Here is a 25,935-nt window from a genome sequence, read left to right as displayed (position 1 = left end):
ACGCCGTTTTGCAACACTTATTTCTGAATTTTGGCCGTCGCAGCTTGCTATGTATTGGTGGCCCGTTTATTCAAGGAAAGATTCTCACCATTACCAGTTAATCTCGTGAACTGCATAAGTCATGTTCAACAAATATGATATAAAATAGTCATCTTATGAAGAAAATTACTATTTTTGTTAAAAACATGATAGTGTTTGTATTGTTAACTAATTGATTTAGTTTTTATAGGTGGCTACGTGAGGATAAGCGTGTGCGTGCCATATAGATAGGAAGGAGGTGGTACATGAAAACATGAAAAAATGGATTAAGTATAGTGTTGTCGTACTTTTAATAATCAGTGTAATCATAAATATTTCTTTTTATCGTGATAAGGTAAGTAAAGAGAAAGAATATTTTGAAGCATTCGCTTCCGCAATCGATTCAACAAATAGTACGTTGGAGAATCTACAAACAACAGAAAACAAACAAACATATTTATATCATCTTTTACAAAATTTAGAGAAAATGGATACTCTGTTTATACTTAGTCCTAGTGGTACTTACTATAACTACTTTAGACACTATAAACTAACTGTATATGAAGTGCTTACTAATTCAAGTTTAGAATATAAATTCGAATATTTCTCAGCACTGCAACATGATATGAACTTATTGAATGATAAGCTATTTGAAAATGACGTGCTAAATGTTGATAGCGTAAAGGAATTCGAAGAGATTTTACTATCTGTCATTTTAGAAAACAAAGAGTTTTTATAGTCGTAATGAATAAATATGTGGAGGGATTTTTATGAAACGATTAATCGTAGTGATTATTCTTATTCTTGTTATGCTTCCTGTTCATGCATTTGCTAGTCCGTTAGAATTAAAGTTTGAAGAAGAATATAGTGGTGTTGCTTTAGTGAATTTGCAAAATAAAGTTTCAAATGACAAAAATATCAAATCTCCTTCAGTGAATCAATCATTATCGGTATTAAAGATTAATGATTATGTTTTTGACGGAAACGTCATTACTCTTTCAGGAGAAGTACAGTATAAAGAGGTGAAAAAAGTATTTGCCTTTAAAGGTGACGCCTATCAATCCGGAATAAACAAAGCTGATACTGTTTTTGACGTGGTAAACGAAAGTGAAAGTGAACTAAGTGTAGTTAGATTAGCGCTAAAATCGTCAGCCAATGATTATGACCTTGTTTCTGATAAAGCATTAGTAGGACAAAAAACATTAATTTTATATTTCTTCGATGAGAAAACTCGTGATTTAATCTCATTTGATATTCCTGCAAAAGATTTAGGATTAGACAATGTAGATGGAAGTAACTTTGAATATTCAAATAGTGTAACAGATGCATGGATATATAAAGTCGTTGAAGGTGAATATCAAGAAGATAATATAATTGTACCATTTGCAGGAGTCAACAACTCTAAAGAGGTAAATATCTCAGGGAATATTACTTATACTAATCCTTACGGAAATGGTTGCAATGAATCACATTCTAAAGTTGCAAAGGCGAGCATTGTTGGTAGTTCAATTATGGGGGATGCAGATAGCGTCTATGCAAATCTTAGAGTAGACTACCAATCTCTTACATATAATTGTGGTCCAGGAAATTATCAAAATGTTCCTAATGCAGAAACAGCAATTTGGTTTGGAGCCTACACGAACCCTATAAAAATTAACTTTAATTTCTCGGGTAATTCTTATGTCGATTTTGTAAAGAAAACTAATTGGTATGGTGACTTTATAGAAAGACCGTTTTATAGTATTTCTGCTGACTTATCTATTGGTAAGGGACCTGTATCAGTTGGTAGTAGTGTGACTTTATGGGAGAATTATGATCTTGATGCATCACAGTCAACACAGACTACAGTTTATTTTGGAGGCACAGATGTTACGAGAAAAGCTGATTTTTCATTCAAAAATACTAGACTTTATGATATAGGCGAATATTACACGGCAAATCTTGTTATCGGTGTTAACAAAGCAAGTACTTCTAAGAGCCTTACTGCTAGCTTTTCTGTTCCTGTTTACGGGAACACAGGAAGTACGTTATATAGTACTCGAACAAATTCGGCCACTATTTCATATAGCAATACTTAACAATTCACTTATTAGCCGAATAAGTATCTAATTACTCAAAAATCAACTTTATATAGGCTATCAAAGATGCCGGGATGTAACCAGTTTTCTAAAGCAACAGAGGGAGTTTGAATCGACTGAGATTTAACCTCCCTCTGTTTTACCATATTTCTAGCTGAAAACTTATGCCCTGTTTAATCAACATCTGCTAGCTATACAGCTTCGATTAAATGCACAGTAACGTGCTCTATATGGATTTCGCCGTCAACTAAGCAACGAAGCATTGCATCGTCATCAAAGTCGAATTTTTTGAACTACCTCTAAAAAATGGGTTGACAAATATTGTCTTGCTGTGCTACATTTTGAAATAATAAGAGACGGAAGCACCGTATACATGTTGTCCTTTGACAGCATGCTATGCGGTGCTTTTTTTGTTGCGATTGGAGGGAGAGCGTTGAGTATTGCTGTCGCAGTTATTTCGTCAGATACAGAATATGTAACGAGAATGATGAGCTATATGAAAGGCAGTCCAATCTATCATACATGGAGGCTGCAGCTCTATACGAATCCTGAGCGAATTCATCAGCTTACTGAATTGGAGCGAATGGAGCTGATCATTGTCGAGGAGCATCTGCACAGCTCGCTGTTAAGAAGGCTGCAAGCCGGTGGCGGACAGCTTGATGAGCTGGTCTATACGAGCAAGCGAGGAGCTATCCCTATCATTGTGCTTGCTGCCGAGCGGCGCGAGCTGCTGGAGCATGAGCTGTACAAGTTCCAATCGGTTTCTGCCTTGCTGCATGGGATGCAGCAGCGCTATGAGCGCTTTAGAAGCGGGCATGCAAAAAAACGACTCGTAACGGATGACAGGCAGCAAACGATCGCTTTTTGCTCGACGCTGGAGCAGGCGGGTAAAACGGTGATGGCGCTGCACGTTGCGGCGCTGCTTGCAAGCAAGGGCTACCGCGTTTTTTACTGCAATCTTGAGCGCTGGAATACGTCCGATTCGTTTCTGGCAGGCCGTGTGCTGCAAGAGCAAGCGGCTTCCTACTCTGATTTGTTATATGTCGTAAAGAGCAGGCAAAATGCCAGCAAGTGGCTGGCTGAGCATGCTGCTGCAGTCGAAGAATACAGCTTCTACATGCTGCGTCCTTTTCAGCACGAAGCCGACCGCAGGGGACTTACGACGGAAGACGCGCAGCGATTGGTAGCTGCAATTGCAGAAAGCGGGCTATTTGATCATGTTCTTGTTGATTTGCCTGCGGGACTTGACGACTGGACACTGCCGTTGCTGCAGCAGTGCCATGCGCATTATATGCTGCTGCTGCCTCAGCCCGGCTGGCAGCGCAAGCATCAGCTTGCAATGTCCTGCGTCGAGCGGCACAATGCTCAAGCGCTGGAGGAGCTGCAGCATAAGCGATTGCTTGTTTTGAGCGAGCCTTATGGCAACTGTCAGCCAGGCTCGTCCGTATCCGATTTGGAAAGCTTGCCATATGTTGAAGCGTGGCAGCAAGGCGATCCGGTATTGCTTGGCTCAGTTCACTATCGGGCTGCTGTAGAACGCTGCATCCAGCCTCTGCTTACGGGAGAGAAGGTAGTATGATCGAGCAGGCGATGCTGGATATAAGGGAGCAGCTGCGCGCTCACCATCTATTTTCACAGGCACTATCTGATGAAGAGCTGCGGGGCTGGATTGAGGAAGCGGTGTTGAATTGGGCGGCTGAAAAGCATATTTCAACAGGTGATAAGCTGGAGCTTGTCAGCCGCTTATACTACAGCTTTCGCGGGTTAGATGTGCTGCAGCCGCTGCTGGAGGATCGAGCAATCTCAGAAATTATGATTAACAGCGAGCATGATATTTTTATCGAGCGTGATGGCTATGTGGAAAAGCTAGATTTGAAGTTTGAAAGTCGTGAACGGCTTGAGAGCTTGATCCAGCAAATCGTCGCTCCCATCAATCGCGTAGTGAATGAAGCATCGCCGATCGTCGATGCTCGGCTTGCAGATGGCTCCCGCGTCAATATTGTACTGCCGCCAATCGCGCTGCGAGGGCCATGCGTCACGATTCGTAAATTTCCCGAGCAGCCGCTAACCATGCAGCGATTAATTGAAAAGGGCGCGCTGCATGAAGAAGCTGCACAGTGGCTAGAAACATTAGTGCAGGCGAAGTATAACATTTTTATTGGCGGCGGTACGGGTTCAGGCAAAACCACCTTCTTAAATGCGCTCTCTGGCTATATTCCACGTGATGAGCGGATTATTACGATTGAGGATGCAGCGGAGCTGCAAATCCGGGAAATCGACAACCTGGTCTCGCTGGAAACGCGCAATGCAAACACGGAAGGCAAAGGGGAAATCTCGATTCGAGATCTTATCAGAGCCTCGTTGCGAATGCGTCCCAACCGCATTATTGTCGGAGAGGTGCGAGGCAAGGAAGCGCTTGATATGCTGCAGGCAATGAATACTGGGCACGACGGAAGCATGAGCACCGGCCATGCCAACAATGTGTGGGACATGCTGTCACGCTTGGAAACGATGGTGTTGAGCGCCAGCGAGCTGCCTCTGCCTGTTGTACGCAGTCAAATCAGCTCAGCTATTGATATTATGGTTCACTTGACCAGATTTCAGGACCGCAGCCGCGGCGTATATGAAATTAGCCAAATTGTCGGGATGAGCAATGGGGAAATCGTTCTGCAGCCACTATTTCAATATGATGGCGACGAGCCTGAGCAGCGCTTGCGCCTAAAGCGTACGGATTTCCCGCTGCATCGTACCGAAAAATTAAAGCTGGCAGGTTTAACCCTGCCAGAGCAAGCAAAATCATCCAAGTAAAACAGACAAAACAAAAGCTTCGGAAAAGAGGTGATCGATTGAAAGCACAAATGAAAGTCAAATCCGCTAACATAGCTGGCAAGCAGAGCAAGCGCAAGGGTCAACAAAGCAGTCCGACAGCTTTTATCCAGCGCTTTGTGCAGCAAATAAGTGTGCACAGCAAGCACAAGCTTATCTACAAGCCGCGCGCTCCAACGATTGGGGAAGAGCAGAAGGTATTATTGCAGCTAGTCAATTATGATCAGTATGTACTGTCCAGGTTTGAGCTTGCCAAAAGCCTTGTAAGCTGGAGCGCACTGCTCATATTCACCACATACAGCTTTTATCAATCGTGGCTGCTTTCGTTATTATTTGCTCCTTTTTCTTTGCTGCTGCTCCCCTATGATCGCCTGAGACTTATTGCGAGGCGCAAGCTAAGAATGAAGCTGCAGCTCAAGGATGTGCTCATGTCGCTTGTATCTTCTCTGGCGGCCGGCCGCTCCCTGGAAAATTGCTTTGCAGTGGCAGGTCAGGATATGGCAATGCTTTATCCGAATTCCAACATTGAGCTTATTGCAGAGCTGGACATTATTAACCATCGTATTCGCAACGGCGAAAGCATCGAGCTAAGTCTGCAAAAGCTTGCAGAACGGGCAAATATTGAAGAATTGACGCAGTTCGTTGAGGCGCTGCAAACATGCAAGCGCAGCGGCGGTGATCTACTGTCTGTTATGCGTCGAACAGCAACGATGCTCAGTGAGCAAATCGCAATCGACAATGAAATTCAAGTGCTGCTCGCCCAGAAAAAGCTTGAAGGAAGAATGATGATGGCGGCCCCTTTCGTATTTCTCCAATTTTTTCATTCCATGTCTCCTTCTTATATGGAGACGCTGCAAACACCGCTAGGCTATTCGCTGCTAACGATCGTATTGCTGCTGCTCCTGCTGCTGTTCTGGCTAATGGACAAAATTATGACAATTAGAATGTAGGTGATAGACATGCTGATCGCTGCGTTTCTCGTTACGTTGCTTTGGCTGCTGCTGGCTCTGCAGGGGCTGCGTTCCAGTTTGCTGCCCAGTGAGCAGTTTATAGCAGGCGTCACTTTAGCAAAGCAGGAGGCCAGGCAGCGCCAGCAGGCTGCATCAGGCAAGCCGCAAGCCAAGCGAAAAAAGAGCAGCAAGCCATCCTCTAAGCTCATTTATGCACCTGCATATAGACTGTACAATGTGGCTGGACTTGAACAGCGTGCCATGACGCTGCTACATGTACTGCATAGCTATATGCTGCAATTGCATCGCTACCAATGGAGCTTTGACGGTACGATTTATGTGCTGAATGAAGCTGTAGGACAAGCTTTGCTGGTGCTGGTTGTTGGCTGCTGGCTGGCTTATGCAGCCGAGGAATGGGCGATTGCGGCAATCTCGCTCGTGATTGCAATCGTGCTGGTACTGAATGTATTTCAAAGCGCAAAGGCTGCTTTGGCCCAGCGCCGCAAAGCAATGCTGATGGAGCTGCCCAAGCTGCTGACACGACTTACCTTGTTAGTGGGAGCGGGCGACTCTATACAGACGGGCTTTATAAAGTGTGCACAGCATAAGCAAGCCAGCGATCATCCGCTATATGTCGAGTGGAATGAAGCAGTCCATGAGCTGAAAAACGGCGTATCGTTTTCCGTTGTGGTCGAAAAGCTTAATCGCAATTGTGCAGTTCAGCAAATGTCGCTGCTGACTACAATTTTGCTGCTGAATTACCGCAAGGGAGGAGAGCATTTTCTTTCATCCGTTCAAGAGCTAAGCTTGTCACTGTGGGAAACGCGCAAAACAATGGCGCGCACAAAAGGAGAAGAGGCGTCATCCAAAATGATATTTCCTCTCGTCGGCATTTTATTGCTGCTAATGGTGCTTATTGTCGCGCCGGCAATATTTATGATGCAAAATATGTAATGAAAGGTTGGAGGAATTGCTATGAAAAATAGTTGGAAGCTGAAGCTAGCTAACGCCAAGCAGGAATTGAAGGCGTTTTGGCGCAACGAGCAAGGAATCGGCACACTGGAGGTTGTACTCATTATTGCTGTTGTGGTGCTTATCTTCATTATTTTTAAGGATTTCATTATGGAGCAGGTCAATAAATTAGTCAATAAATCGAAAACTGGAATTGATAATGCGTTTAAGTAATCTGAAAGATTGGGCAAGAAATGAGAACGGCAGTGCAACGGTGGAGGCAATGCTTGTATTTCCGCTCATTATTGCTTTAATCCTCATTATGCTGCTTGTAGCCGTTTATGGGTATCAGCAGGTCTATGTGCAGTACATTAGCTTAACCTCAGCAGAGCGCGCCAGCTATAGCTGGGATGGGCGCGAGCGTTCCTTTCGTACAGCTCAGTCAACATCCCAAAGCTATTATAGCTTATATGAGCATGAGCTTTCTGCGCTACTGCTCAAAAGCTTGATTTCATTGCCAAGCAGCGGCAAGCAAAAAGAGGTGATCGTTGCTAGAGATGCTGCAGCTATAGAGCCAGCAGGCAAGTTTGTCGATGATCGGCTGGCACAGGCGCAAAGCTATATTGTGCAAACGAAAAGCGGTGTTCAAGGCCGCGTTGCGCTGACTCATCAAACGTTTATACCGACGATTACGGTACAGCTGGAAAAAGACATTTCTCCTTTATATTGGCAGCAGCAAGCATTGCTGCCACCCCCTTCCTACGCCTCACAATACGACATACATGCCCCGACTCAATTTATTAGAAGCATTGATCTGTTTTTATATTATGTTGACAAATTTTCCAGCTTGAGCAATGAGCAAAAGCAAGCGTGGAAAACAAAAGGAGGGAAGGCTGTAAAGTCCTTCTCCTCCTAACAAGGAGGGTGCCCATTGAAAAACTGGCTTTTTCGCAGCGATGGTACGGTAACGATATTTTGTACCCTCATTATGATGTTTCTCGTTGTATTTTTAATGGTGCTCATTGACTTTTCTCGTATTTTATTGTTTCAACGGACGACAGAATCTGCGCTGAAGCTTTCTGCGCAGTCTGTCATCTCCGCCTATGATCGAGAGCTGTATAGGCGATACGGACTTTTTGCCAGGGGAGGCAGCGATGCTGAGCAGCTGTTTCGTCAGGCTATGGAGCTGAATCTATTAAATAGCTTGTCGATATTTTCTGTTGATCAAGGAAGCGATTTTGTACAGCCCAAGCTCGAACGTTTTGAATTGTTTGAAACGGAATATTTAGGACAGCACGCCGTATTTGAGCGTCAAGTGATGGAGGAGATGAAGTATAAAGCTCCGATTGATTTTACACTTGAACTGCTCGAGCAATGGCTGCCGTTAAAGGATGCGGTTTCGAAAGCAGAAGGCATGATGACCGTCATGACAGAGCTGGAAAAATTATTTGAGGATCGCGAACAGAAGCTGGAGCAAGCACTCAGTTTGCAGCGCCAATTAGGTGAGAAGCTTGGAACGTCGGGCTTCCCGACAGCCGCAACATCGAGTGCTCAAAGCACATTAAACAGCTATACGCAATATGTTTCCTGGCTTAGCTCTGAGTCCAGCTTGTCGCTCGAAATTGCTCAGAAGCTTGATGTTTTGGATGTAGAGCAGCTAATCGAGCTAGAGGAGAGGAGATATAAATACAGCTCCCAGATCAGCTCCTATCTCTATACCGCAGCTAATGTAACCACTGCGCTTAGTACCGAAACTGAACGTCTGCTTGTAGAAAGCGAGCAGTTGGCTGATCAAATCGATAATTTGCTGCAGGAGGCGCGCGCCCTGGATCAAACGATTAATATTCAATACCAGCTCTATTTAAAAGGGCAGTCCGGGTCGCTGACAGACGGTTCATCCGAGCTGAAAAATGAGCTGGACAAGCTGGACTTTGACGACTCTATGATCCGAGGCGAGCAGTATTACAATCAATATCGCAGAGCCGTTCGCGAGCAGCAAGCTTCATTACGGGAAATTTTACAGGATGGAAGCGCCCTTGGCAGCCAAATACGCAGCCTGGTGGATCAGCCGACGATTAATATCGAAGTAAATCAAAGACTAAATGAAGCGAACCTGCTCGTAGTCGATCTTAGCAGTCGTATTCAGCAGTACCGTTCTAATTATGAATCGCCGGCTGTATTGCTTGCAGAATGGGAGCAAAGCATGGGGAGCTCGCGCGAAATAAGCTCTCAGTTGGCTGAATACGAGCAGCAATTCGAGGAAAGTATCGCAGCACTCGATGCTATTAAGGCACTGCTTAGCGCAGAGGAGGGAATGCAAAGCGTACAGGCAAGCTATGATGAGCTGCAGAAGCGCTATCAATCGAATAGTGAACGAAACGCTAGTGAAAGAAGCAGTGAACAAGATTCTCCGGAGCTGACGGGGAGTAGTAAAAAGCAGGCTGCCAGTTCTGTTACACAGCTATCGAGCATTTTGCAGCTAATGGGAAATGCTTCAGCTGCGGTAAGAGATCATGTTTACTTGAACGAGTTTGTAATGGGCAAATATTCGAGTTTTCCTATGGGAAAGCTTACTGACGAAGGCAAGCTGTCGCAGGAACTGCTGGAAGTTTCGCAGCAGGAAATTGAATACATCCTGTATGGCATACATGAGCCGCTTGCCAATGTATTGCTTGCATATGGTGAAATATTTGCAGTACGCTTTGCGATTCGTACAATTGAAGGATTTGTTGCCAATCGTGCGCTAACTCACCCGCTGCTTATATTTGGCGCAGCTGTAGTGCATGGCATTAAGCAGGCAGTAGCAGATATGGGAGAACTGGTGCGCGAAGGAAAAACGGAGTTGTCGCGCTATGCTCCGGTTCAGGTTGACTACAAGCAATATTTGCGTTTGTTTTTGCTGCTGCACAGGGGTGGAAAGGAAGCGAGGCTTTCAAGAATGATTGCGGTTATTGAGCATAATACGGGATTAACGCTGCTTGCAGTGCCAACTTCAATTACGGCACAGGTGGAGCTGTCCATGACGCTTTGGTCGCTGCCAGGGCTATCTAATATTGCGGGGGCAATTAGTCCGATGGATAGTGAGGTGGAGGGCAATGCTTATCAAAGATCCGAGCTCATTTCCGCTTCGTATTAAGCGAAAATCGAGGCAGCTTGCTAATGAGGACGGTTCGATTACATTTGAAGCAGCGCTTGTTATGCCGCTTTTTATTGTGTTCTTGTTTTTCTTCTATGTGCTAATTATGGCGATCTCGGCGCAAATGGCGCTGCAGCAGCTTGCTTCTCAATCCGCGCAAAGACTGGCCAATTACATTCACCCGGTAGCGCTAACCTCGAATTATATCAATAACGAGCTCTTGCCCAATGAGCAGGGCAGCTATCGCAATGCCGATGAAGGAGTTGCGGAGCTAGTCTATGAGCTGGGAGAAATGCTGCCGCACCCGCTTGATACGATCGTGAAGGAAGGGGCTAAAGGCAACTATTGGCCGGCAACTAATTTGGCGACGACAGTAATTGGCCAGGAATTGCTGGAGCAGCTAATTGTTGGCTCAGCTCAGCATCCTGTTTTAGACAAGAAGGGAATCAAGCTTGTATATTTGCAGCTGCCTGATCTGATTCACAACAGCAATCATGATGTAATTGTCGCTCTGCAATACGACCTTCCTTTTTCACTCCCCTTTTTTGGACATACACTAAGCGTAAGAGAACAAGCGATGCAGCGGGTTTGGCTGCCAGATGCGCTTGCAGCCGGCTATGAAATTAATGAATCTGAGGAAGAAGCTTATATTTATATTACTTCTATCGAGCCTAATCCTTTGAAGCCAGGAAGAAAAGCAACAATTAAGGCGATTACATTGCCAAGCTCGAGTATTTCTCTTGATGTATTTTATAAAAGCGGATCAAGTGTTGCCAAAAACTTGGGAGTAACCACCTCCAACGAAAAAGGTGAAGTGGAATGGACCTGGCATGTATCTGGCAATACAACACCAGGGCAGTGGATGCTGGAGCTAACGCTTACTGAGCAGCAGGCCAAGCTCAAGCATCCTTTTGAAGTAAGGAAGTAGAATTTTTAGTTTGCCGTTGCCAGGCTTGCTGCTCTGTATTACCGCAAGTCTGGCGTCAGAGGAGGAAAGAATGAGTATTCATTTATGGCTAGCGCTTGGAATTGCAGTTATCGCGTTGTTTTATGATGTTACCCAATTTCGCATTCCGAACTGGCTGTCGATCATGGCTGTATTGACTGGGTTTATTTATCATATAGCATTTGCTGGTCTGGCTGGAGCTGCTGCTTCACTATTAGGGCTAGCTGCCGGCTTTATTCCGATGCTGCTGCTTTATTGGTGCAAAGGCATTGGAGCGGGGGACGTCAAGCTTTTTGCAGGCTTTGGTGCAATTGTTGGAGCAGGAACGGTTATCCAGCTTATCGCAGCATCTTTTATTTTCGGAGGGTTTATATCACTCGGCTTTCTTGCATATCGGATGCTTTTAAAGCTCGCCAAACGTCATTCTTATTTTTCCAATGCTTTGCTGATCGAAGCTCCTTCGAATGACAAGCTGCTGCTGTTTGGCATTCATAAGCTTCATCAATTTCCGTTTATGCTTGCTGTTGCACCAGCGATGCTGGCGATTTGGGTGATGAGCTTGTAGTACGTGGAAAGCGTAAGTGCGTGCCTTGCAGGTATACATAAAGAAAGGAGGAGCTGTAGAAATGAAAGCTCTAGTTATTGATTTCAACAACTATAAAGGCCATCAAATGATGATCTCCAGTAAAGAGACCTTCGCAAGACGAGAGCTGCATGAGCTTGAATTGCATATGCTTGCTGAAAACTCGATAAGCACGCTGCTGCCGCTAAACTGGCTGGAGGTTGACGGCAGCATTAGCTTCAGCTATCACATTGAAGGCTACCGCATGCTCACCCATTATTTGCGTACGCAGCAGCTAACGATGCAGCGCTATTACAGCCTGCTGCTATCTCTTGCGGATGCGCTGGCGACATGCTACGAATATATGCTGCGCCCTGAATGCTGTCTGATTGATGAGCATGTGCTTTATATAGACGAGCAGCAAGAACGAATTGTGCTAGCTTATTTGCCGCTGCATGAGCCAGTTTATGAGCAGCAGGCTCAGCAGCTGCTCCTGCTTGCCGTTCGTTGGTCGGGGCTTGTCGATGATTTGGATGCCAAGAGCTATCATCGCATTCTGCAGCTTCTGTCTGCCGAGAAGCTGCCGATTGCTCCGCTAAGGCAATTGCTGCTTGATCTCATCCACGAGCAAGCCAAAAGCACTGCAAGGCAATCTTATGAGCATACAGGGGCCAGTCAGCATGCAGGAGCCAGTCAACATGCAGGGCGCAGTCAGCATGCAGGAGCCAGTCAGCATACAAGCAGCAATAGTATGAGGAGTAGCATGATGAGTAGCATGATGAGTAGCATGATGGGAAGTCAGCATGCTTCGATAACAGAGTACAAGGCTTCTGCAGTCAGCGAAACTAATCGAGCTCAAGGAAAGGATAAGCTGCAGCAAGAGGCGGAGAACGCAGCGCATTCCGAGAACGATTTGGCATCTGATCTCCCCGATCTTAATCGCTGGCAGGAGCTGGAGGATGACGACGATCTTTACGAGGAGGAGACAAACGAGCACAAGCTATCATGGAAGCATTATGCTTTAGTGGGCGTTGTTTTGGCGGCGATCGGATTTAGCTGGGTTAAGCTATATGTTCCGCAGCAAACAGTCGAGCAGCTGCTGTTATGCTGTGGCATTACAGCGGGCTTGCTCGCACTGCTTGGCTATATGCTGCTTAAGCCGATACAGGCGCTGTTTGCTTCAGGCAGGCTGGAAGAGCCAATCGCATTTGATTTGGTAACGGAGCATGCAGCTAATGCATCAGCACGCTTGGCTCAAGCTATTCATGCTGGCTCTCCGCCAAAAGCTGCAAAATCGGGAATAGGGGATGCGCTTGTAAGCTTGCCTGAAGCAGGCATGCTGGATAAGACAGCCGCGGGCCAGCAGGACAACATCCAGCAGGACAACATTAGGGATGGCAGAAATAAGCCGCAGCAGAAGCCAAACCAGCTGGCAACCGTCAAGCTGGATGAGCAGCAAGCGACTTCTTTGCTGCAGCAGGCTGAGCCTATGCTTGTGAGAAGTATGAATGGGATAGAGGAACGGATTAGTATTGTAGAAGCGTCTTTTTTAATTGGACGTGCCGATGAAGGCGTTCATTACCGCGAGGCAGCCAAAGGGGTATCTCGCATCCATTTGGAGCTTGAGCTGTCGAATGGTCATTTGCAGGTAAAGGATGTCGGCTCGCGTAATGGAACCTATTTGAACGGACAGCTGATGATCGCTTATAAAACTTATCCACTGCAAAAAGGAGACAGACTGCAGTTGGCAAGCCGTGAAGGTCCTGTCTATGAGCTTGTAAGCTGAATAAAATAGCGACATGCACAGAACAGCTGAAGGGGAACTGCACTGTGCATGTTTATTTATGCACACATTGTTGAGTGGAAAACATCCGACGTGCAAGAGATGATGGGTAACAAACGAAACTGGAGCATAATGCTATTTCATCTCAATGAGGTTGCCTGAGTCCCATAATGCGTGCATCGCATCTACAAGCTCTTCATTTACTAGAATCGTGGTACCGTTGATTGCTTGTGGAGCTAGGCTCAATACTACCTCATTGTTTTCATAGCAGGTAATGGAAAACAGTACACCAGAGGACTCCTCCGGATCAGGCTCCGTTGTAACTTCCAATTTCCCGATTTGCTCAAGCCAAGCAGCAATAGCTGCGCTATTAGTTGAATTTTTCCGGGCTCCGTCAGAACGGAGTATTTCCAGACGGTCAATATTGTCAATCGTACTTGTATAAAAAACTTGAATAGGCTTAACTTCTGCTGCAGCCGTTGCAGCTTTGTTTTGACTGCATCCAGTCAAGAACAATAAACATATAGAAAAAGCGACTAGCATTATATTTTTCATCGTACGCCCCCTTTATCTTCCCGACGAAAGCTGTTTAATATAAGTTTCATTATTACACACGATGTCCAAAACGATCTTCTCTTACAGTACGCCAACCAAGCTGGTCTTGAACAACCGAGACCAGTTTTTATCAACTTTAAATTTGTCGATTTTCGTTGATTATTGACCATTTACGTCCGATTTGAACGGAATTATTAAATAAATAACATTTCTTCTTTTGTTCTCTTATTTTCTCTATATAAGAAGCGATTTTTTTATAAATTATATCCTATAGCATTTGGGAGGATATGGCAGTATTAACCTGAATCGACTAGGTCATCGCCTCTCATACTAGCTTAACAAAGGAGAGCCCAGGATATGGGAATATATCAAGGGTGAGCAGAATTGAACAGTGTGTTATCCTAGTAACCGTATTCAAATTACGGAAGGGAGAACATGCAATGAAATGTACGAAGTACCTGGGATTTTGCTTGATGGTCATGTTGCTGCTGGCTGGATGCAGCAGCAACGGGAATAACACTAATCAAGCAGAGTCCTCCGAGACAACACTGGACAAAGCCAAGCGTCAAGGATTTATTACAGTAGGCTTCGCTAATGAGATGCCCTATGCTTATGCCACACCGGATGGAAAGCTGACAGGCGCGTCTGTAGAGGTTGCACGCAAGGTTTTAACGAATTTGGGGATCGAGCAAATGGACGGCGTGCTTACAGAATTCGGCTCTTTAATTCCAGGTTTGCAGGCACAGCGCTTTGATTTAATTACAGCTGGGATGTTTATAACGAAGGAGCGCGCAGAGCAGGTTGACTTTGCTAATCCAGAATACAGCATCGGTGAAGCGATTGCAGTTAAAAAAGGGAATCCGCTCAATATTCACAGCTATGAAGATATTAAAAATAATCCTGATGTGAAGGTAGCGGTAATGGTGGGCGTGATCGAGGTAAATTATTTGAAAAGTGTCGGGGTGCAAGAAAGCCAAATCGTGACGGTTCCTGATCAGCCATCTGCTATTTCTGCTTTGCAATCAGGTCGTGCAGATGTAATTACGATGACAGGGCCATCTCTGCAGGCGGTGCTGGATTCCGCAAAGGATAGTGAAATTGAGCGTGTCATGGATTTTGAGCAGCCAATCGTTGATGGAAATAGTGTTCGCGGCTATGGTGCAGCTGTATTCAGACAGGAGGATGACGAATTTCGTGAAGCCTTTAATCAAGAGCTGCAGAAGCTGCAAGAGTCTGGAGAGCTGCTTGACATATTGATGTCGTTTGGATTTACTGAACAGGAGCTTCCAGGTGATATGACCACGGAAGAGCTGTTGAACTAATGGATTTATTTTCACTTGAATTATTGCCTCCGCTGCTTAGCGGGCTCAAGGTTACATTACTCATTACTATGTACAGCACACTTGTTGCCTTAGCTCTGTCATTTGTTGCAGGCTTTGCCCGATTGTCGCGCTTTCGCGTTATTAGCGGCACAGCAGCTGTATATGTTGAGCTATTTCGCGGAACCTCCTTGCTTGTGCAGCTGTTCTGGATGTACTTTGCATTGCCAATCCTGCTGGATATTCGGATACCTGCCATGACGGCAGCTGTTATTGCAATTGGACTCAATTACGGCGCATATGGCTCAGAGGTTGTAAGAAGCACGATTGCTGCGGTCCCAAAAGGTCAGGTTGAAGCTTCTATTGCACTCAACTTTACTCCGTTTCAACGTATGAAAAATATTATTCTTCCACAAGCTTGGGCAATGATGCTCCCCAGCTTTGGCAATTTACAGATTGAGCTGCTGAAAGGAACTTCACTTGTCTATCTCATTACTTTGACCGACCTCACCTATCAGGGAATGATGCTTCGTACCTATGATATCTCGCAAACAACCGCCATATTTACATGGATTCTCATTCTTTATTATGCTGCAGCAACACTATTAACCTATGTGATCCGCCTGGCCGAGCGTAAAGCTGCTGTAGGGAGGGGATAGTCAGATGTGGGATTGGAATTACACGTGGGAGATACTCCCGCAACTATTAAAGGTCGTGCCGATTACAATAGCGGCCACGCTATCAGCTTTTATTTTTGCTTGTGCCCTGGGTGCTCCGCTAGCAATGGCCAAGCAATCCAAAAACAAATGGCTATCGCTGCCTGTGTCAGCTATTGCAGACTTTATTCGAAAAACACCACTTATCATTCAATTGTTCGTATTAGTATTTGTTCTTCCGACCAGCATTGGTCTAACCTTATCGCCGTTTGTCGCTGGAATGATTGGGCTTGGTATTCACTATTCAACCTATTTGTCTGAGGTTTATCGATCCGGTATCGAAGCGGTGCCGAAAGGACAATGGGAAGCTTCGACCGCGCTTAACTTCACAAAAACCAATACATGGCTGCGGATTATTCTCCCGCAATCGATACCGCCAACGATTCCTGTTATGGGTAATTACCTCATCACGATGTTCAAGGAAACACCTACATTATCTGCCATTACGCTAGTTGAGCTGCTGATGACAGCCAAAACGCTAGGCTCATCCTCTTTCAAATATGTTGAAGCTCTTACATTGGTAGGGTTAATCTTTTTAGTACTTAGCTACCCATCGGCTTTGCTCGTGCGCGCTTTGGAGAGGAGAATGCAAGCAAGAGAAGGGAGTGCAGCAATTAAATGAGTCAGAATATTAAAAATTTTTCAGCAGAGCCTATTGTACGCTATCGCAACGTAACGAAGGTATTTGATCAACGTGTTGTGTTGAAACGGCTGGATCTTGATATTATGCCTGGCGAGAAAATTGCCCTTATTGGGCCCAGTGGATCTGGAAAGACAACGATTGCTCGATTGCTAATGACATTGGAGCAGCCTACCTCGGGAACAATTGAAGTTAATGGAGAGTTGCTCTGGCATATGCAGCACAAAGGCAAGCTAATCACCGCTAATGAAAAGCATTTGCATCGGATGAGAAGCAGCATTGGCATGGTTTTTCAGCATTTTAATCTATTTCCTCATATGACCATATTGCGCAATGTAATGGAGGCGCTTGTGCATGTGCGAAAAATACCAAAACCTCAAGCACAGCAGCGTGCTCTTGAATTACTACAGCAAGTGGGCTTGCAGGATCATATAAAGAAATATCCAGCGCAGCTGTCGGGAGGGCAAAAGCAGAGGGTAGCGATTGCCAGAGCGCTCGTAATGGAGCCCAAAATTTTGCTATTTGATGAAGTAACCTCGGCACTGGATCCAGAGCTGGTTGGAGAAGTACTGGATGTCATTAAAGGAATTGCTGAAAAGAAGGACACGGCGATGCTGTTGATTACACATGAGATGGACTTTGCTAGAGAGATCGCTGATCGAATTCTGTTTACGGATGGCGGGGTTATTGTAGAGCAAGGAACGCCAGAGCAAATTTTTGAGAATCCGCAAAGTCCAAGACTTCAAGCATTTTTAACGAGGTTTTTGAAAGAGCGTCAATACGGGCTAGCCTCGGAAACCGCTGCAGCAGGTGCAGAATGAGCAAACCAAATTTGATAGATGCGCTGCGATTCCGGGCACCAAGCAAAGCTGATGGCGCAAAGCTGTGGGAGCTGGTAAGAGATAGTGGCAAACTTGATCTGAATTCCCCGTATTTCTACCTGGCGATGAGCCATTGGTTTTCGCAGAGCTGCCTGCTTGTTGAAGATATAGAAACCAATCGTCCTGTCGGCATGATTATTGGTTTTCGCAAGCCTTCCAGCACAAGTACACTTTTTATTTGGCAAATATCTGTTCAGAAACAATATAGAGGCTCCGGGATTGCAATGAAGATGCTTAATCAATTGGTCGAGCAGCCTGATATTCAATATGTAGAAGCGACAATCTCACCATCGAATTATTCCTCACGACGACTGTTTGAAAAGTGGGCAGCTTCCAAACATGTTGACATCGTACAGTCAGCTTGCTTTGCGGAGGCGGATTTTCCAGATCAACGGCATGAACAGGAGGACTTGTGCATCATCGGTCCTCTAAAAAGAGAATAAGGGAGAGAAGCAACCATGAAGAAGATGTTAAATGGAACGAGGGATCTACAGTTATTTGAGGTGTTGGAGTCTGAGGTTAGAAGCTATTGCCGTTCATTTCCAACAAAGTTTCAGAAGGCAACCGGCTATCAATTATGGGATTCAAATGGCAATGGCTACATTGACTTCTTCGCTGGTGCAGGAGCTTTAAACTATGGTCATAATGAGCCGCAAATGAAGCAGAAGCTAATCGATTACATCATGAGAGATGGTGTTGCACATAGTCTGGATATGGCGACTGAAGCGAAGGAGCGGTTTTTGAGCGAATTCAACGAAATCATTTTGAAGCCAAGAAATATGACTTACAAAGTGATGTTTCCTGGTCCAACAGGCACGAATGCAGTGGAAAGCGCATTGAAGCTGGCCCGCAAGGTAACCGGGCGGCAGACGGTTATGAGCTTTACGAATGCCTTTCATGGGATGACGCTTGGCGCTCTTGCTGTAACAGGGAACAAATTCAAGAGAGCTGGTGCGGGAGTTCCTCTCAATCATTCCATCTCTATGCCTTATGACGGCTATATGGGAAAGGAAATCGATACGTTGAAGTTTATCGAAAACTATTTGCAGGATAGCGGCAGCGGGGTATCTCTTCCAGCAGCGATTATTGTCGAGACGGTGCAAGGTGAGGGGGGGATCAACGTTGCAAGCTCGGAATGGCTAAAAGGACTGGAACGACTATGTAAAGCATATGGCATGCTGCTTATTGTCGATGATGTGCAAATGGGCTGCGGTCGAACCGGCACGTTTTTCAGCTTTGAGCGAAGCGGAATCCAGCCCGACATCATCTGTATGTCAAAATCAATCGGCGGCTACGGACTTCCAATGGCAATTACATTAATGAAGCCAGAGCATGACCAATGGTCGCCAGGAGAGCATAATGGCACGTTTCGCGGAAACAATTTAGCGTTTATAACGGCAACGGAAGCGCTTCGCTATTGGAAAACCTCACAATTCGCTGCAGACATAGCAGTCAAGGCCGATAAGGTGAAGCGCTCCCTTCAACGCATCATCAGTAACTATCCCGAGTTAAATGGTGAGCATAGAGGACTTGGTTTAATGCAGGGCATTGCCTTGGAAGAGGGAGTGGCAGAACAGATTTCGCAGCTTGCCTTTGAAAAAGGATTAATTATGGAAACTTCAGGCACCAACAGCGAGGTTATTAAGGTGATGCCGCCATTGACGATTGACATGGAAGGCTTGGAGACAGGACTTCAGCTGCTGGAGCAGTGCATGAATGACATTAAGCTTGAAGCGCGAGCACCTATAGCAAATGTGTAAGGAGGACACCTGGCATGATCGTTAGACATTTACGTGACATTATTGGTACAGATTGTGATGTTGATACGCAAAATTGGAACAGCCGCAGATTGCTGCTTAAAAGGGACAATGTAGGGTTTTCCTTGCATGACACGATTATTAAAGCTGGCACGGAAACAAAGATTTGGTATAAGCACCATGTAGAGGCCGTGTATTGTATTGAGGGCGAAGGCGAGATCGAGCTGATTGAGAGTAATGAAGTATACCGCATTGAAGCCGGGATGATGTATGTGCTGAATGGACATGAAAAGCATCTGCTTAGAGGAACAACAGATATGCGAATGATTTGTGTGTTTAACCCGGCATGTAGTGGGGCAGAGGTGCATGATGAAGAAGGAGCCTATGTCCCAGAGGAAGTTCAAAAAGCTGGACTTTGATGACGATGCATCGCTTCGGAGTGGATTCGACGGCGAATGTTGAAAAAATTTTATTAAAGGGGTTTTGTTTAATGAAGCAATTAGTAGATGATTATCCAACTCGTAAATCAGCTGTTCCATCACTTTTGGAGCGCAAGGACCCGGTTGTATATCAAAAAACATTGAATCAGAGCGAAATCGGGACGTCAGAGCTGGAGTTTTATGAGCAAAATGGATTCTTATTTTTGCAGTCCTTCTTTGATGAGGATGAGGTTGCTCGATTCAAGTCAGAGACGAAGCGTTTGCTGACAGAGGCGCATGGTTCTACGCGTCCGGAGGTAATTCTGGAGCCTGAAAGCGAAGAGGTTAGATCGATCTTTGCTGTTCACCGTGACGATGCGTTTTTTCAGCAGCTGGCAAGCTCTCCTCGATTGCTGGCGGTTGCAAAACAGATTTTAGACGGTGAGGTATATGTGCATCAATCAAGAATTAATTTTAAGCCTGGCTTTACGGGTAAGGAGTTTTATTGGCATTCGGATTTTGAAACGTGGCACGCGGAGGACGGCATGCCGCGCATGCGTGCGCTAAGCTGCTCAATTGCGCTTGAGGATAATACTTATTACAATGGCTCATTAATGGTTATTCCTGGATCTCATCAGTGGTTCGTGAGCTGTGTAGGCGAAACACCCGAGGATCATTATAAGGAATCGCTTCGCCGCCAGCAGTACGGTGTGCCAGACCAAGAAAGCTTAACGAAGCTTGTGAATGAGAGCCGTATTGAAATGCCGATCGGGAAAGCGGGTTCCGTCCTATTCTTCGACTGTAATGTTATGCATGGCTCGAGTGCGAATATCTCGCCTTATCCACGCAGCAATGCATTTTTCGTATACAATAGTGTTGAAAACAAGCTGCAGGAGCCATTTTCAAGCAGCAAGCCGAGACCGCAATATATTGCCGCAAGATCATAACTCAAAACCAAGCAACGCCAGTCTCCTCTCGGTGACTGGCGTTGCTTGGTGTAAGTATTGATTTACTTATTTTTTCTCTATTTTCGTGATCCAATCTTGCGTAATGCCATCAATGTTCTTTTCTACATATTCAATGCTAACGGCTTGGTCGCTGTCAAATTCATCAATAACGTAGGCAAAGCTATCATCAATTTGAAATGTTCTAAAATCATTGCCGATTTTAATTTCAAGCGTGTGATTGTCGGCAGCTCCGACATAGACGCCTTCGGCTTGCTTCGTATCACTTTCTGTATCCCCTGGTACCGGTGTATTAGTTCCTCCAGATGCGTTGTTGTTTCCTCCAGATGTGTTGTTTCCACCAGTAGCGGTGTCATCAGGGTTTAGCGTGCCGGGATCAAGAGCGCCTGTATCCTCAGGCAATGTGTCTGTTGGGATATTGCCTTGCTCGCTTTGCTCAGTATCTGGTGTAGCTGAAGGAGCGATCGGATTATTATTGTTGTTGCTGTCGCTGCAAGCTGCTAGCATTAGCGCTAAAATAATCGCGCTTGTAGTTGTGGCTGTGCGTTTAACTTTATTTTTCCATTTCATGATAAAGCCACCTCCTACATATATATACGCAATCTTCTTGATAAAGGTTGCACTTATTATTTGTTAAACAGATGCTCATAACGTTTATAGTCGATTTGTTTCTTGTTCAAAAATGAAATTAAGCTATTGTAATCGCGCTTGGGCGTTGCACGAATATAGCCTTCTATACAATGCTCCTTCGTTACTTCTTTCGCTCCGCTTTCTATGGCTACTTGGCCGATTCGCGCTGCAATAGAATGAGAGGCAATATCGCGAAATGGCTTGGGAACTGGAGACACCAGCTCGGCCAGGAACGCCTTCGATTCCTCTGTCCACATATGCCGACTTGCTTCTACCCAGTGATTTTGCCAATCCAGCTTTGATTTACCATCACGCATCGGCATGATTTTAAGAAATTTACGAAACATAAAGAAGCCGCCGATCCCCATTGCAGCAAGCATGACAATAGCCCAAAAAATAATAAAGTACATAAACCAATCCTGCATATGTATTCACCTCAAAATGAATTATAGCGTATTCTCCTTCTAAATTATAGCGCGAACCTGTCGCAATTGCTCAGTTTTTCAGTTGGAATATGTTAAATATGGGTAAGATGTAGCAAGATAGCTGTTTTAAGCTTGCAGAATCGCATAGGCTTGCACTACAATAAAGTGTGATTAACCTCAGAAGGAGAGTTAAAAATATGTTGAAAATTGGATCTCACGTATCATTTTCTGATAAAGGACTTATAACGGCCGTCAATGAGGCGTTGTCCTACGATTCAAGCACCTTTATGATTTATACAGGTGCGCCGCAAAATACTCGCCGCAAGCCTATCGACACGATGTTTATAGAAGAAGGCAAGGCCATGATGGAAAAAGCGGGAATTCACGAGATTGTTGTACATGCTCCCTACATTATTAATTTAGGTTCTTATAAGGAAGATACGTATGAATTGGGCGTGAGCTTCCTGCAGGAAGAAATTCGACGTACCGAATATATTGGTGTAAAAAATATTGTGCTACATCCAGGCGCCTATACCGATAAGGATGCAGAATTTGGGGTTAATCGAATTGCCCAAGGACTGAATGAGGTGCTGTCAGGCACATCTGAAACGAATGTCAATATCGCGCTTGAGACGATGGCCGGCAAAGGCACTGAGGTCGGCAGAACGTTTGAAGAGATTGCTTCTATTATAGAAAAGGTTGAACAAAATGAACGTTTAACGGTATGTTTGGATACATGCCACATTCATGATGCTGGCTACGATATTGTAAATGATCTGGACGGAGTGCTGAAGCAATTCGATGAAATCGTAGGGCTTGATCGCATCGCCGTTGTTCATATTAACGACAGCAAAAACGGCATCGCCGCCCACAAGGATAGACATGCGCCAATTGGCTCTGGCTATATTGGCTTTGATACGATTCGCAATGTCGTTCACCACGAGGCGCTGCAAGGCAGACCGTTTATCCTTGAAACGCCATGGATCGGCAAGGATTCCAAGCATGTTGCGCCGATGTACGAAGTAGAAATTGCATTACTGCGCGGAAATGTGCAGGATCATTTTGGCGGAGAATTTATTGAAGACGTAGAGCGCATTCGCCATTTCTTTAAATCGCAGGAGCTTGTGCCGCAAGCATTTGTTGCAGAAACATGGGAACTGCTCAGAACGGATGCAAAAGCGAAAAAAGCGGACAAGCGCGAGCCGCTTGAACGTTTATATGATATGGTAGTAGAAGGGAAAGCGCTGGAGCAGCAACTGTCAGAGGCGGAAATCAATCAACGCCTGATTGCGCTATTATCCGGTGCAGTATAAATATTTTATTAGAGTTGAAAAGGAAGGTTATTATGTCACAAGTAACAAGCCAACATTCCAGCACATATGAAAATCGTGCGAGAATGCTTATATCTTGCCCTGATCGTCCTGGTATTGTGGCGACGGTATCGCAATTTTTACATGATCACGGCGCTAATATTGTGCAATCCGATCAGTATACTATGAACCCTGAAGGCGGCATGTTCTTTATTCGCTTTGAGTTTGATTTGAATGACCTGGAAAAAGAGCTGCCTGTGCTTGTTGAGGATTTCCATCGCGTGGCGGATCGCTTTGAGATGAAATGGAGCACCTTCCGCGCCAGTCGCAAAAAACGTCTTGCGATCTTTGTATCGAAGGAGGATCATTGCTTGAATGAATTGCTATGGCAGTGGAAATCTGGCGACCTGGACGCAGACATTACAATGGTCATCAGCAACCATCCTGATATGAAGGAGCAAGTGGAATCCTTCGGCATTCCTTATTACCATGTGCCTGTTACGGCTGATACGAAGGCCGAAGCAGAACGCAAGCATTTGGAGCTCGTGTCAGGCAAGGCTGATCTCATTGTACTGGCTCGCTATATGCAAATTATACCGCCGAAATTTATCGAGGAGTTTCCGAATCGCATCATCAATATTCATCATTCCTTCCTGCCGGCATTTATCGGCGGCAGCCCTTACGCTCAAGCTTACAAGCGCGGCGTAAAAATTATCGGTGCGACGGCTCATTATGTTACGGAAGAGCTTGATGCTGGTCCGATTATCGAGCAGGATGTTCAGCGTGTGACTCACCGCGACAATATTGATAATTTGAAGCGGATTGGACGCACGATTGAGAAGGTCGTATTGGCTCGTGCGGTGAAATGGCATTTGGAAGACCGAATCCTTGTCCATCAGAATAAGACGGTTGTATTTAATTAAAAAGTGATGGTACAATGTTCAGAGTAATTTGTGATAGTTTGTCTATTAGAGGAAGTATTAAAAGAGAAAACGTAGGAGGAAACTGAAATGACTGTTTCTCAAAAATCTATTGAACAGCTTTCAATTGACACGATTCGTACATTAGCAATCGATGCCATTGAAAAAGCGAAATCAGGACACCCTGGCATGCCAATGGGAGCGGCTCCAATGGGGTATACGCTATTTGCGAAAATGATGAATCACAATCCGGCGAACCCTTCCTGGATTAACCGTGACCGCTTCGTATTGTCCGCTGGTCATGGCTCAATGCTGCTATATAGCTTGCTTCATTTGTCCGGCTATGATTTGCCGCTAGATGAATTGAAGCAATTCCGTCAATGGGGCTCCAAAACTCCAGGTCATCCGGAGTTTGGACATACTGCTGGCGTAGATGCGACTACTGGTCCGCTTGGACAAGGGATTGCGATGTCTGTAGGTATGGCAATGGCTGAAGCACAATTGGGTGCTACATATAACAAAGATAATTTCAACGTTGTGAACCACTATACGTATGCGATTTGCGGCGATGGCGACTTGATGGAAGGCGTATCTCATGAAGCGGCTTCTTTAGCTGGTCACCTTAAGCTTGGCAAATTGATCGTGCTGTATGATTCCAACGATATTACCCTAGATGGCGAGCTTGGTCTTTCCTATTCCGAAACTGTTCAAAGCCGCTTTGAAGGCTATGGCTGGCAAGTATTGCGCGTTTATGATGGCAATGATTTGTCTGCTCTTGATCAGGCGCTTGCAGCTGCGCAAGCAGAAACTGGCAAGCCGACGCTTATCGAAGTGAAAACTGTAATTGGCTACGGCTCTCCAAACAAAGGCGGCAAAGGCGGTCATGGCGGTACGCATGGTTCTCCGCTTGGTGCTGATGAAACGAAGCTTACTAAGCAGTTCTATGGCTGGGATGAAAATCATGAGTTCCATGTGCCGGATGAAGTCCGCGCTCATTTTGCAGATGTAAAAGCACAAGGCGAGAAGAAAAATGCTGAGTGGAATGCAATGTTCGAGGCGTACAAAGCTGCTTATCCTGAGCTGGCACAGCAATTTGAATTGGCAGTTTCCGGCGCGTTGCCGCAAAACTGGGATGCTGATTTGCCTGTATACAGTGCAGGAGATGCAGCAATGTCTACTCGCGTTGCTTCTGGTAAAGCGATTAACGGCTTGGCGAAAAACGTTCCGAACCTCGTGGGCGGCTCCGCTGACCTTGAAAGCTCTACTATGACTCATATTAACGGCGAAGAAAGCTTCACGCCTGACAACTATGCTGGCCGCAACATTTACTTTGGTGTACGCGAGTTCGGTATGGCTGCAGCGATGAACGGTATGCTGCTGCATGCTGGTCTAAAGGTGTATGGCGGTACATTCTTCGTATTTACAGACTATTTGCGTCCTGCGGTACGTTTGTCCGCACTTATGAATGTGCCTGCGATCTACGTGCTTACGCATGACTCGATCGCGGTTGGTGAGGATGGTCCTACGCATGAGCCAATTGAGCAGCTTGCGTCTATTCGCGTCATTCCAAATCTGACTGTAATTCGTCCTGCTGATGCAAATGAAACATCTGCAGCCTGGGCTTATGCAGTAGAAAATACAGGTGCTCCTGTGGCACTTGTATTGACTCGTCAAAACCTGCCAATTCTTGAAGGCAGCGTAAACGGTGCGCGCGAAAATGTGAAGAAGGGTGCATACGTGATCTCTGACGCGGCTAACCCAGTTGCACAAATTATTGCGACTGGCTCTGAGGTTCAGCTTGCGGTTGCAGCTCAAAAAGCACTGGCTGAAGAAGGCATTGCGGTACGTGTAATCAGCATGCCAAGCTGGGAGCTGTTCGACAAGCAATCTCAAGAGTATAAAGATTCTGTTATTTTGCCTGAGGTTAAAGCTCGTCTTGCCATTGAAATGGCTCATCCGATGGGCTGGCATAAATATGTTGGCGACAAAGGCGATGTGCTTGGCATCGAAACATTTGGTGCATCTGCGCCTGGCGACCGTGTCATTAAAGAATATGGCTTTACGGTTGAAAATGTCGTGAGCAAAGTTAAAAATTTGCTGTAATTGCATAGGAAGTAGAGAGCAGCCTGCATGTAGCGGGCTGCTTTC

Annotated in this window: 26 protein-coding genes; 23 read left to right on the top strand and 3 right to left on the bottom strand. The window is 45.4% G+C overall.

Annotation, left to right across the window (positions count from 1 at the left end):
- Nucleotides 1-292 precede the first annotated feature (292 nt).
- The 12 genes from KJS52_RS13900 (at nucleotide 293) to KJS52_RS13845 (ending at nucleotide 13,253) form a co-directional block, all read left to right on the top strand.
- Nucleotides 293-757, top strand: a complete 465-nt coding sequence (locus tag KJS52_RS13900) for a hypothetical protein (RefSeq protein WP_213516125.1) — start codon at nucleotides 293-295, stop codon at nucleotides 755-757.
- Nucleotides 758-788: 31 nt separating this feature from the next.
- The gene (locus tag KJS52_RS13895; RefSeq protein ID WP_213516123.1) at nucleotides 789-2,096 is read left to right on the top strand and encodes a hypothetical protein; all 1,308 of its coding nucleotides are present in this window, start codon (nucleotides 789-791) and stop codon (nucleotides 2,094-2,096) included.
- Nucleotides 2,097-2,529: 433 nt separating this feature from the next.
- Complete coding sequence (locus tag KJS52_RS13890; protein ID WP_213516121.1) at nucleotides 2,530-3,675, top strand: P-loop NTPase family protein; 1,146 nt, start codon at nucleotides 2,530-2,532, stop codon at nucleotides 3,673-3,675.
- Nucleotides 3,672-4,904, top strand: coding sequence for a TadA family conjugal transfer-associated ATPase (locus KJS52_RS13885; protein ID WP_213516119.1), 1,233 nt, complete (start codon nucleotides 3,672-3,674; stop codon nucleotides 4,902-4,904). The genes KJS52_RS13890 and KJS52_RS13885 overlap by 4 nt, the downstream gene beginning before the upstream one ends.
- Nucleotides 4,905-4,942: 38 nt before the next feature.
- Nucleotides 4,943-5,872 (top strand): type II secretion system F family protein, encoded by a 930-nt coding sequence (locus KJS52_RS13880; RefSeq protein WP_213516116.1) that lies wholly within the window; start codon nucleotides 4,943-4,945, stop codon nucleotides 5,870-5,872.
- Between the two features lie 9 nt (nucleotides 5,873-5,881).
- Nucleotides 5,882-6,826 (top strand): type II secretion system F family protein, encoded by a 945-nt coding sequence (locus KJS52_RS13875; RefSeq protein WP_213516115.1) that lies wholly within the window; start codon nucleotides 5,882-5,884, stop codon nucleotides 6,824-6,826.
- A 21-nt stretch (nucleotides 6,827-6,847) separates the two neighbouring features.
- The gene (locus KJS52_RS13870) at nucleotides 6,848-7,057 is read left to right on the top strand and encodes a Flp1 family type IVb pilin (protein ID WP_213516113.1); all 210 of its coding nucleotides are present in this window, start codon (nucleotides 6,848-6,850) and stop codon (nucleotides 7,055-7,057) included.
- The gene (locus KJS52_RS13865; RefSeq protein ID WP_213516111.1) at nucleotides 7,044-7,739 is read left to right on the top strand and encodes a hypothetical protein; all 696 of its coding nucleotides are present in this window, start codon (nucleotides 7,044-7,046) and stop codon (nucleotides 7,737-7,739) included. Before KJS52_RS13870 ends, KJS52_RS13865 begins: the two co-directional genes overlap by 14 nt.
- A gap of 15 nt (nucleotides 7,740-7,754) precedes the next feature.
- Complete coding sequence (locus tag KJS52_RS13860) at nucleotides 7,755-9,959, top strand: hypothetical protein (RefSeq protein WP_213516108.1); 2,205 nt, start codon at nucleotides 7,755-7,757, stop codon at nucleotides 9,957-9,959.
- Complete coding sequence (locus KJS52_RS13855; RefSeq protein WP_213516106.1) at nucleotides 9,919-10,887, top strand: TadE/TadG family type IV pilus assembly protein; 969 nt, start codon at nucleotides 9,919-9,921, stop codon at nucleotides 10,885-10,887. Before KJS52_RS13860 ends, KJS52_RS13855 begins: the two co-directional genes overlap by 41 nt.
- A gap of 70 nt (nucleotides 10,888-10,957) precedes the next feature.
- On the top strand, nucleotides 10,958-11,470 hold the full coding sequence (locus KJS52_RS13850) for an A24 family peptidase (RefSeq protein WP_213516104.1): 513 nt from the start codon (nucleotides 10,958-10,960) through the stop codon (nucleotides 11,468-11,470).
- Nucleotides 11,471-11,531: 61 nt separating this feature from the next.
- Complete coding sequence (locus KJS52_RS13845) at nucleotides 11,532-13,253, top strand: DUF6382 and FHA domain-containing protein (protein ID WP_213516102.1); 1,722 nt, start codon at nucleotides 11,532-11,534, stop codon at nucleotides 13,251-13,253.
- A 132-nt stretch (nucleotides 13,254-13,385) separates the two neighbouring features.
- On the opposite strand, the gene KJS52_RS13840 is transcribed toward KJS52_RS13845, so the two are convergent.
- Nucleotides 13,386-13,805, bottom strand: coding sequence for a hypothetical protein (locus KJS52_RS13840; protein ID WP_213516100.1), 420 nt, complete (start codon nucleotides 13,803-13,805; stop codon nucleotides 13,386-13,388).
- 440 nt (nucleotides 13,806-14,245) lie between these two features.
- Between KJS52_RS13840 and ehuB the strand changes: the two genes are divergently transcribed.
- The 8 genes from ehuB (at nucleotide 14,246) to thpD (ending at nucleotide 20,484) form a co-directional block, all read left to right on the top strand.
- Entirely contained in the window at nucleotides 14,246-15,127 is an 882-nt protein-coding gene (gene ehuB / locus KJS52_RS13835) for an ectoine/hydroxyectoine ABC transporter substrate-binding protein EhuB (RefSeq protein ID WP_213516099.1), read from the top strand.
- Nucleotides 15,127-15,783: an ectoine/hydroxyectoine ABC transporter permease subunit EhuC gene (gene ehuC, locus KJS52_RS13830; protein ID WP_213516097.1), complete on the top strand. Its 657-nt coding sequence runs from the start codon at nucleotides 15,127-15,129 to the stop codon at nucleotides 15,781-15,783. The genes ehuB and ehuC overlap by 1 nt, the downstream gene beginning before the upstream one ends.
- Nucleotides 15,784-15,787: 4 nt before the next feature.
- Complete coding sequence (gene ehuD / locus KJS52_RS13825; RefSeq protein WP_213516095.1) at nucleotides 15,788-16,462, top strand: ectoine/hydroxyectoine ABC transporter permease subunit EhuD; 675 nt, start codon at nucleotides 15,788-15,790, stop codon at nucleotides 16,460-16,462.
- A complete protein-coding gene (ehuA, locus tag KJS52_RS13820; protein ID WP_213516093.1) occupies nucleotides 16,459-17,301 on the top strand; it encodes an ectoine/hydroxyectoine ABC transporter ATP-binding protein EhuA in 843 nt (280 codons plus the stop codon). Before ehuD ends, ehuA begins: the two co-directional genes overlap by 4 nt.
- Entirely contained in the window at nucleotides 17,298-17,804 is a 507-nt protein-coding gene (ectA, locus tag KJS52_RS13815) for a diaminobutyrate acetyltransferase (RefSeq protein ID WP_213516091.1), read from the top strand. Before ehuA ends, ectA begins: the two co-directional genes overlap by 4 nt.
- A 24-nt stretch (nucleotides 17,805-17,828) precedes the next feature.
- Complete coding sequence (ectB, locus tag KJS52_RS13810; RefSeq protein WP_213516190.1) at nucleotides 17,829-19,121, top strand: diaminobutyrate--2-oxoglutarate transaminase; 1,293 nt, start codon at nucleotides 17,829-17,831, stop codon at nucleotides 19,119-19,121.
- A 14-nt stretch (nucleotides 19,122-19,135) separates the two neighbouring features.
- Entirely contained in the window at nucleotides 19,136-19,537 is a 402-nt protein-coding gene (locus tag KJS52_RS13805) for an ectoine synthase (protein ID WP_213516089.1), read from the top strand.
- Nucleotides 19,538-19,608: 71 nt separating this feature from the next.
- The gene (gene thpD, locus KJS52_RS13800) at nucleotides 19,609-20,484 is read left to right on the top strand and encodes an ectoine hydroxylase (RefSeq protein ID WP_213516087.1); all 876 of its coding nucleotides are present in this window, start codon (nucleotides 19,609-19,611) and stop codon (nucleotides 20,482-20,484) included.
- A gap of 66 nt (nucleotides 20,485-20,550) precedes the next feature.
- On the opposite strand, the gene KJS52_RS13795 is transcribed toward thpD, so the two are convergent.
- Nucleotides 20,551-21,072 (bottom strand): LytA/YqiH family protein, encoded by a 522-nt coding sequence (locus KJS52_RS13795; protein ID WP_213516084.1) that lies wholly within the window; start codon nucleotides 21,070-21,072, stop codon nucleotides 20,551-20,553.
- A 56-nt stretch (nucleotides 21,073-21,128) separates the two neighbouring features.
- A complete protein-coding gene (locus tag KJS52_RS13790) occupies nucleotides 21,129-21,557 on the bottom strand; it encodes a DUF2621 domain-containing protein (RefSeq protein WP_213516082.1) in 429 nt (142 codons plus the stop codon).
- A 197-nt stretch (nucleotides 21,558-21,754) separates the two neighbouring features.
- Between KJS52_RS13790 and KJS52_RS13785 the strand changes: the two genes are divergently transcribed.
- The 3 genes from KJS52_RS13785 (at nucleotide 21,755) to tkt (ending at nucleotide 25,890) form a co-directional block, all read left to right on the top strand.
- Nucleotides 21,755-22,870, top strand: a complete 1,116-nt coding sequence (locus KJS52_RS13785; protein WP_213516080.1) for a deoxyribonuclease IV — start codon at nucleotides 21,755-21,757, stop codon at nucleotides 22,868-22,870.
- 32 nt (nucleotides 22,871-22,902) lie between these two features.
- Nucleotides 22,903-23,790, top strand: a complete 888-nt coding sequence (gene purU, locus KJS52_RS13780) for a formyltetrahydrofolate deformylase (RefSeq protein WP_213516074.1) — start codon at nucleotides 22,903-22,905, stop codon at nucleotides 23,788-23,790.
- 87 nt (nucleotides 23,791-23,877) lie between these two features.
- Nucleotides 23,878-25,890 carry a transketolase gene (gene tkt / locus KJS52_RS13775; protein WP_213516072.1) on the top strand — a complete coding sequence of 671 codons (2,013 nt, stop codon included), beginning with the start codon at nucleotides 23,878-23,880 and terminating at the stop codon, nucleotides 25,888-25,890.
- Nucleotides 25,891-25,935 lie beyond the last annotated feature (45 nt).

The sequence above is a fragment of the Paenibacillus montaniterrae genome (genome assembly GCF_018403185.1).
GTDB classification, from domain to species: domain Bacteria; phylum Bacillota; class Bacilli; order Paenibacillales; family Paenibacillaceae; genus Pristimantibacillus; species Pristimantibacillus montaniterrae.
This window is presented reverse-complemented; position numbering and strand designations above follow the sequence as displayed.

What these genes read in the sequence shown, in the direction of transcription:
- KJS52_RS13900 (WP_213516125.1), top strand. Translation starts at nt 293, where the DNA reads ATGAAAAAATGGATTAAGTATAGTGTTGTCGTACTTTTAATAATCAGT.
- KJS52_RS13895 (WP_213516123.1), top strand. Translation starts at nt 789, where the DNA reads ATGAAACGATTAATCGTAGTGATTATTCTTATTCTTGTTATGCTTCCT.
- KJS52_RS13885 (WP_213516119.1), top strand. Translation starts at nt 3,672, where the DNA reads ATGATCGAGCAGGCGATGCTGGATATAAGGGAGCAGCTGCGCGCTCAC.
- KJS52_RS13875 (WP_213516115.1), top strand. Translation starts at nt 5,882, where the DNA reads ATGCTGATCGCTGCGTTTCTCGTTACGTTGCTTTGGCTGCTGCTGGCT.
- KJS52_RS13870 (WP_213516113.1), top strand. Translation starts at nt 6,848, where the DNA reads ATGAAAAATAGTTGGAAGCTGAAGCTAGCTAACGCCAAGCAGGAATTG.
- KJS52_RS13865 (WP_213516111.1), top strand. Translation starts at nt 7,044, where the DNA reads ATGCGTTTAAGTAATCTGAAAGATTGGGCAAGAAATGAGAACGGCAGT.
- KJS52_RS13855 (WP_213516106.1), top strand. Translation starts at nt 9,919, where the DNA reads ATGCTTATCAAAGATCCGAGCTCATTTCCGCTTCGTATTAAGCGAAAA.
- KJS52_RS13850 (WP_213516104.1), top strand. Translation starts at nt 10,958, where the DNA reads ATGAGTATTCATTTATGGCTAGCGCTTGGAATTGCAGTTATCGCGTTG.
- KJS52_RS13845 (WP_213516102.1), top strand. Translation starts at nt 11,532, where the DNA reads ATGAAAGCTCTAGTTATTGATTTCAACAACTATAAAGGCCATCAAATG.
- KJS52_RS13840 (WP_213516100.1), bottom strand. Translation starts at nt 13,805, where the DNA reads ATGAAAAATATAATGCTAGTCGCTTTTTCTATATGTTTATTGTTCTTG.
- ehuB (WP_213516099.1), top strand. Translation starts at nt 14,246, where the DNA reads ATGAAATGTACGAAGTACCTGGGATTTTGCTTGATGGTCATGTTGCTG.
- ehuC (WP_213516097.1), top strand. Translation starts at nt 15,127, where the DNA reads ATGGATTTATTTTCACTTGAATTATTGCCTCCGCTGCTTAGCGGGCTC.
- ehuD (WP_213516095.1), top strand. Translation starts at nt 15,788, where the DNA reads ATGTGGGATTGGAATTACACGTGGGAGATACTCCCGCAACTATTAAAG.
- ehuA (WP_213516093.1), top strand. Translation starts at nt 16,459, where the DNA reads ATGAGTCAGAATATTAAAAATTTTTCAGCAGAGCCTATTGTACGCTAT.
- ectA (WP_213516091.1), top strand. Translation starts at nt 17,298, where the DNA reads ATGAGCAAACCAAATTTGATAGATGCGCTGCGATTCCGGGCACCAAGC.
- ectB (WP_213516190.1), top strand. Translation starts at nt 17,829, where the DNA reads ATGTTAAATGGAACGAGGGATCTACAGTTATTTGAGGTGTTGGAGTCT.
- KJS52_RS13805 (WP_213516089.1), top strand. Translation starts at nt 19,136, where the DNA reads ATGATCGTTAGACATTTACGTGACATTATTGGTACAGATTGTGATGTT.
- thpD (WP_213516087.1), top strand. Translation starts at nt 19,609, where the DNA reads ATGAAGCAATTAGTAGATGATTATCCAACTCGTAAATCAGCTGTTCCA.
- KJS52_RS13795 (WP_213516084.1), bottom strand. Translation starts at nt 21,072, where the DNA reads ATGAAATGGAAAAATAAAGTTAAACGCACAGCCACAACTACAAGCGCG.
- KJS52_RS13790 (WP_213516082.1), bottom strand. Translation starts at nt 21,557, where the DNA reads ATGCAGGATTGGTTTATGTACTTTATTATTTTTTGGGCTATTGTCATG.
- KJS52_RS13785 (WP_213516080.1), top strand. Translation starts at nt 21,755, where the DNA reads ATGTTGAAAATTGGATCTCACGTATCATTTTCTGATAAAGGACTTATA.
- purU (WP_213516074.1), top strand. Translation starts at nt 22,903, where the DNA reads ATGTCACAAGTAACAAGCCAACATTCCAGCACATATGAAAATCGTGCG.
- tkt (WP_213516072.1), top strand. Translation starts at nt 23,878, where the DNA reads ATGACTGTTTCTCAAAAATCTATTGAACAGCTTTCAATTGACACGATT.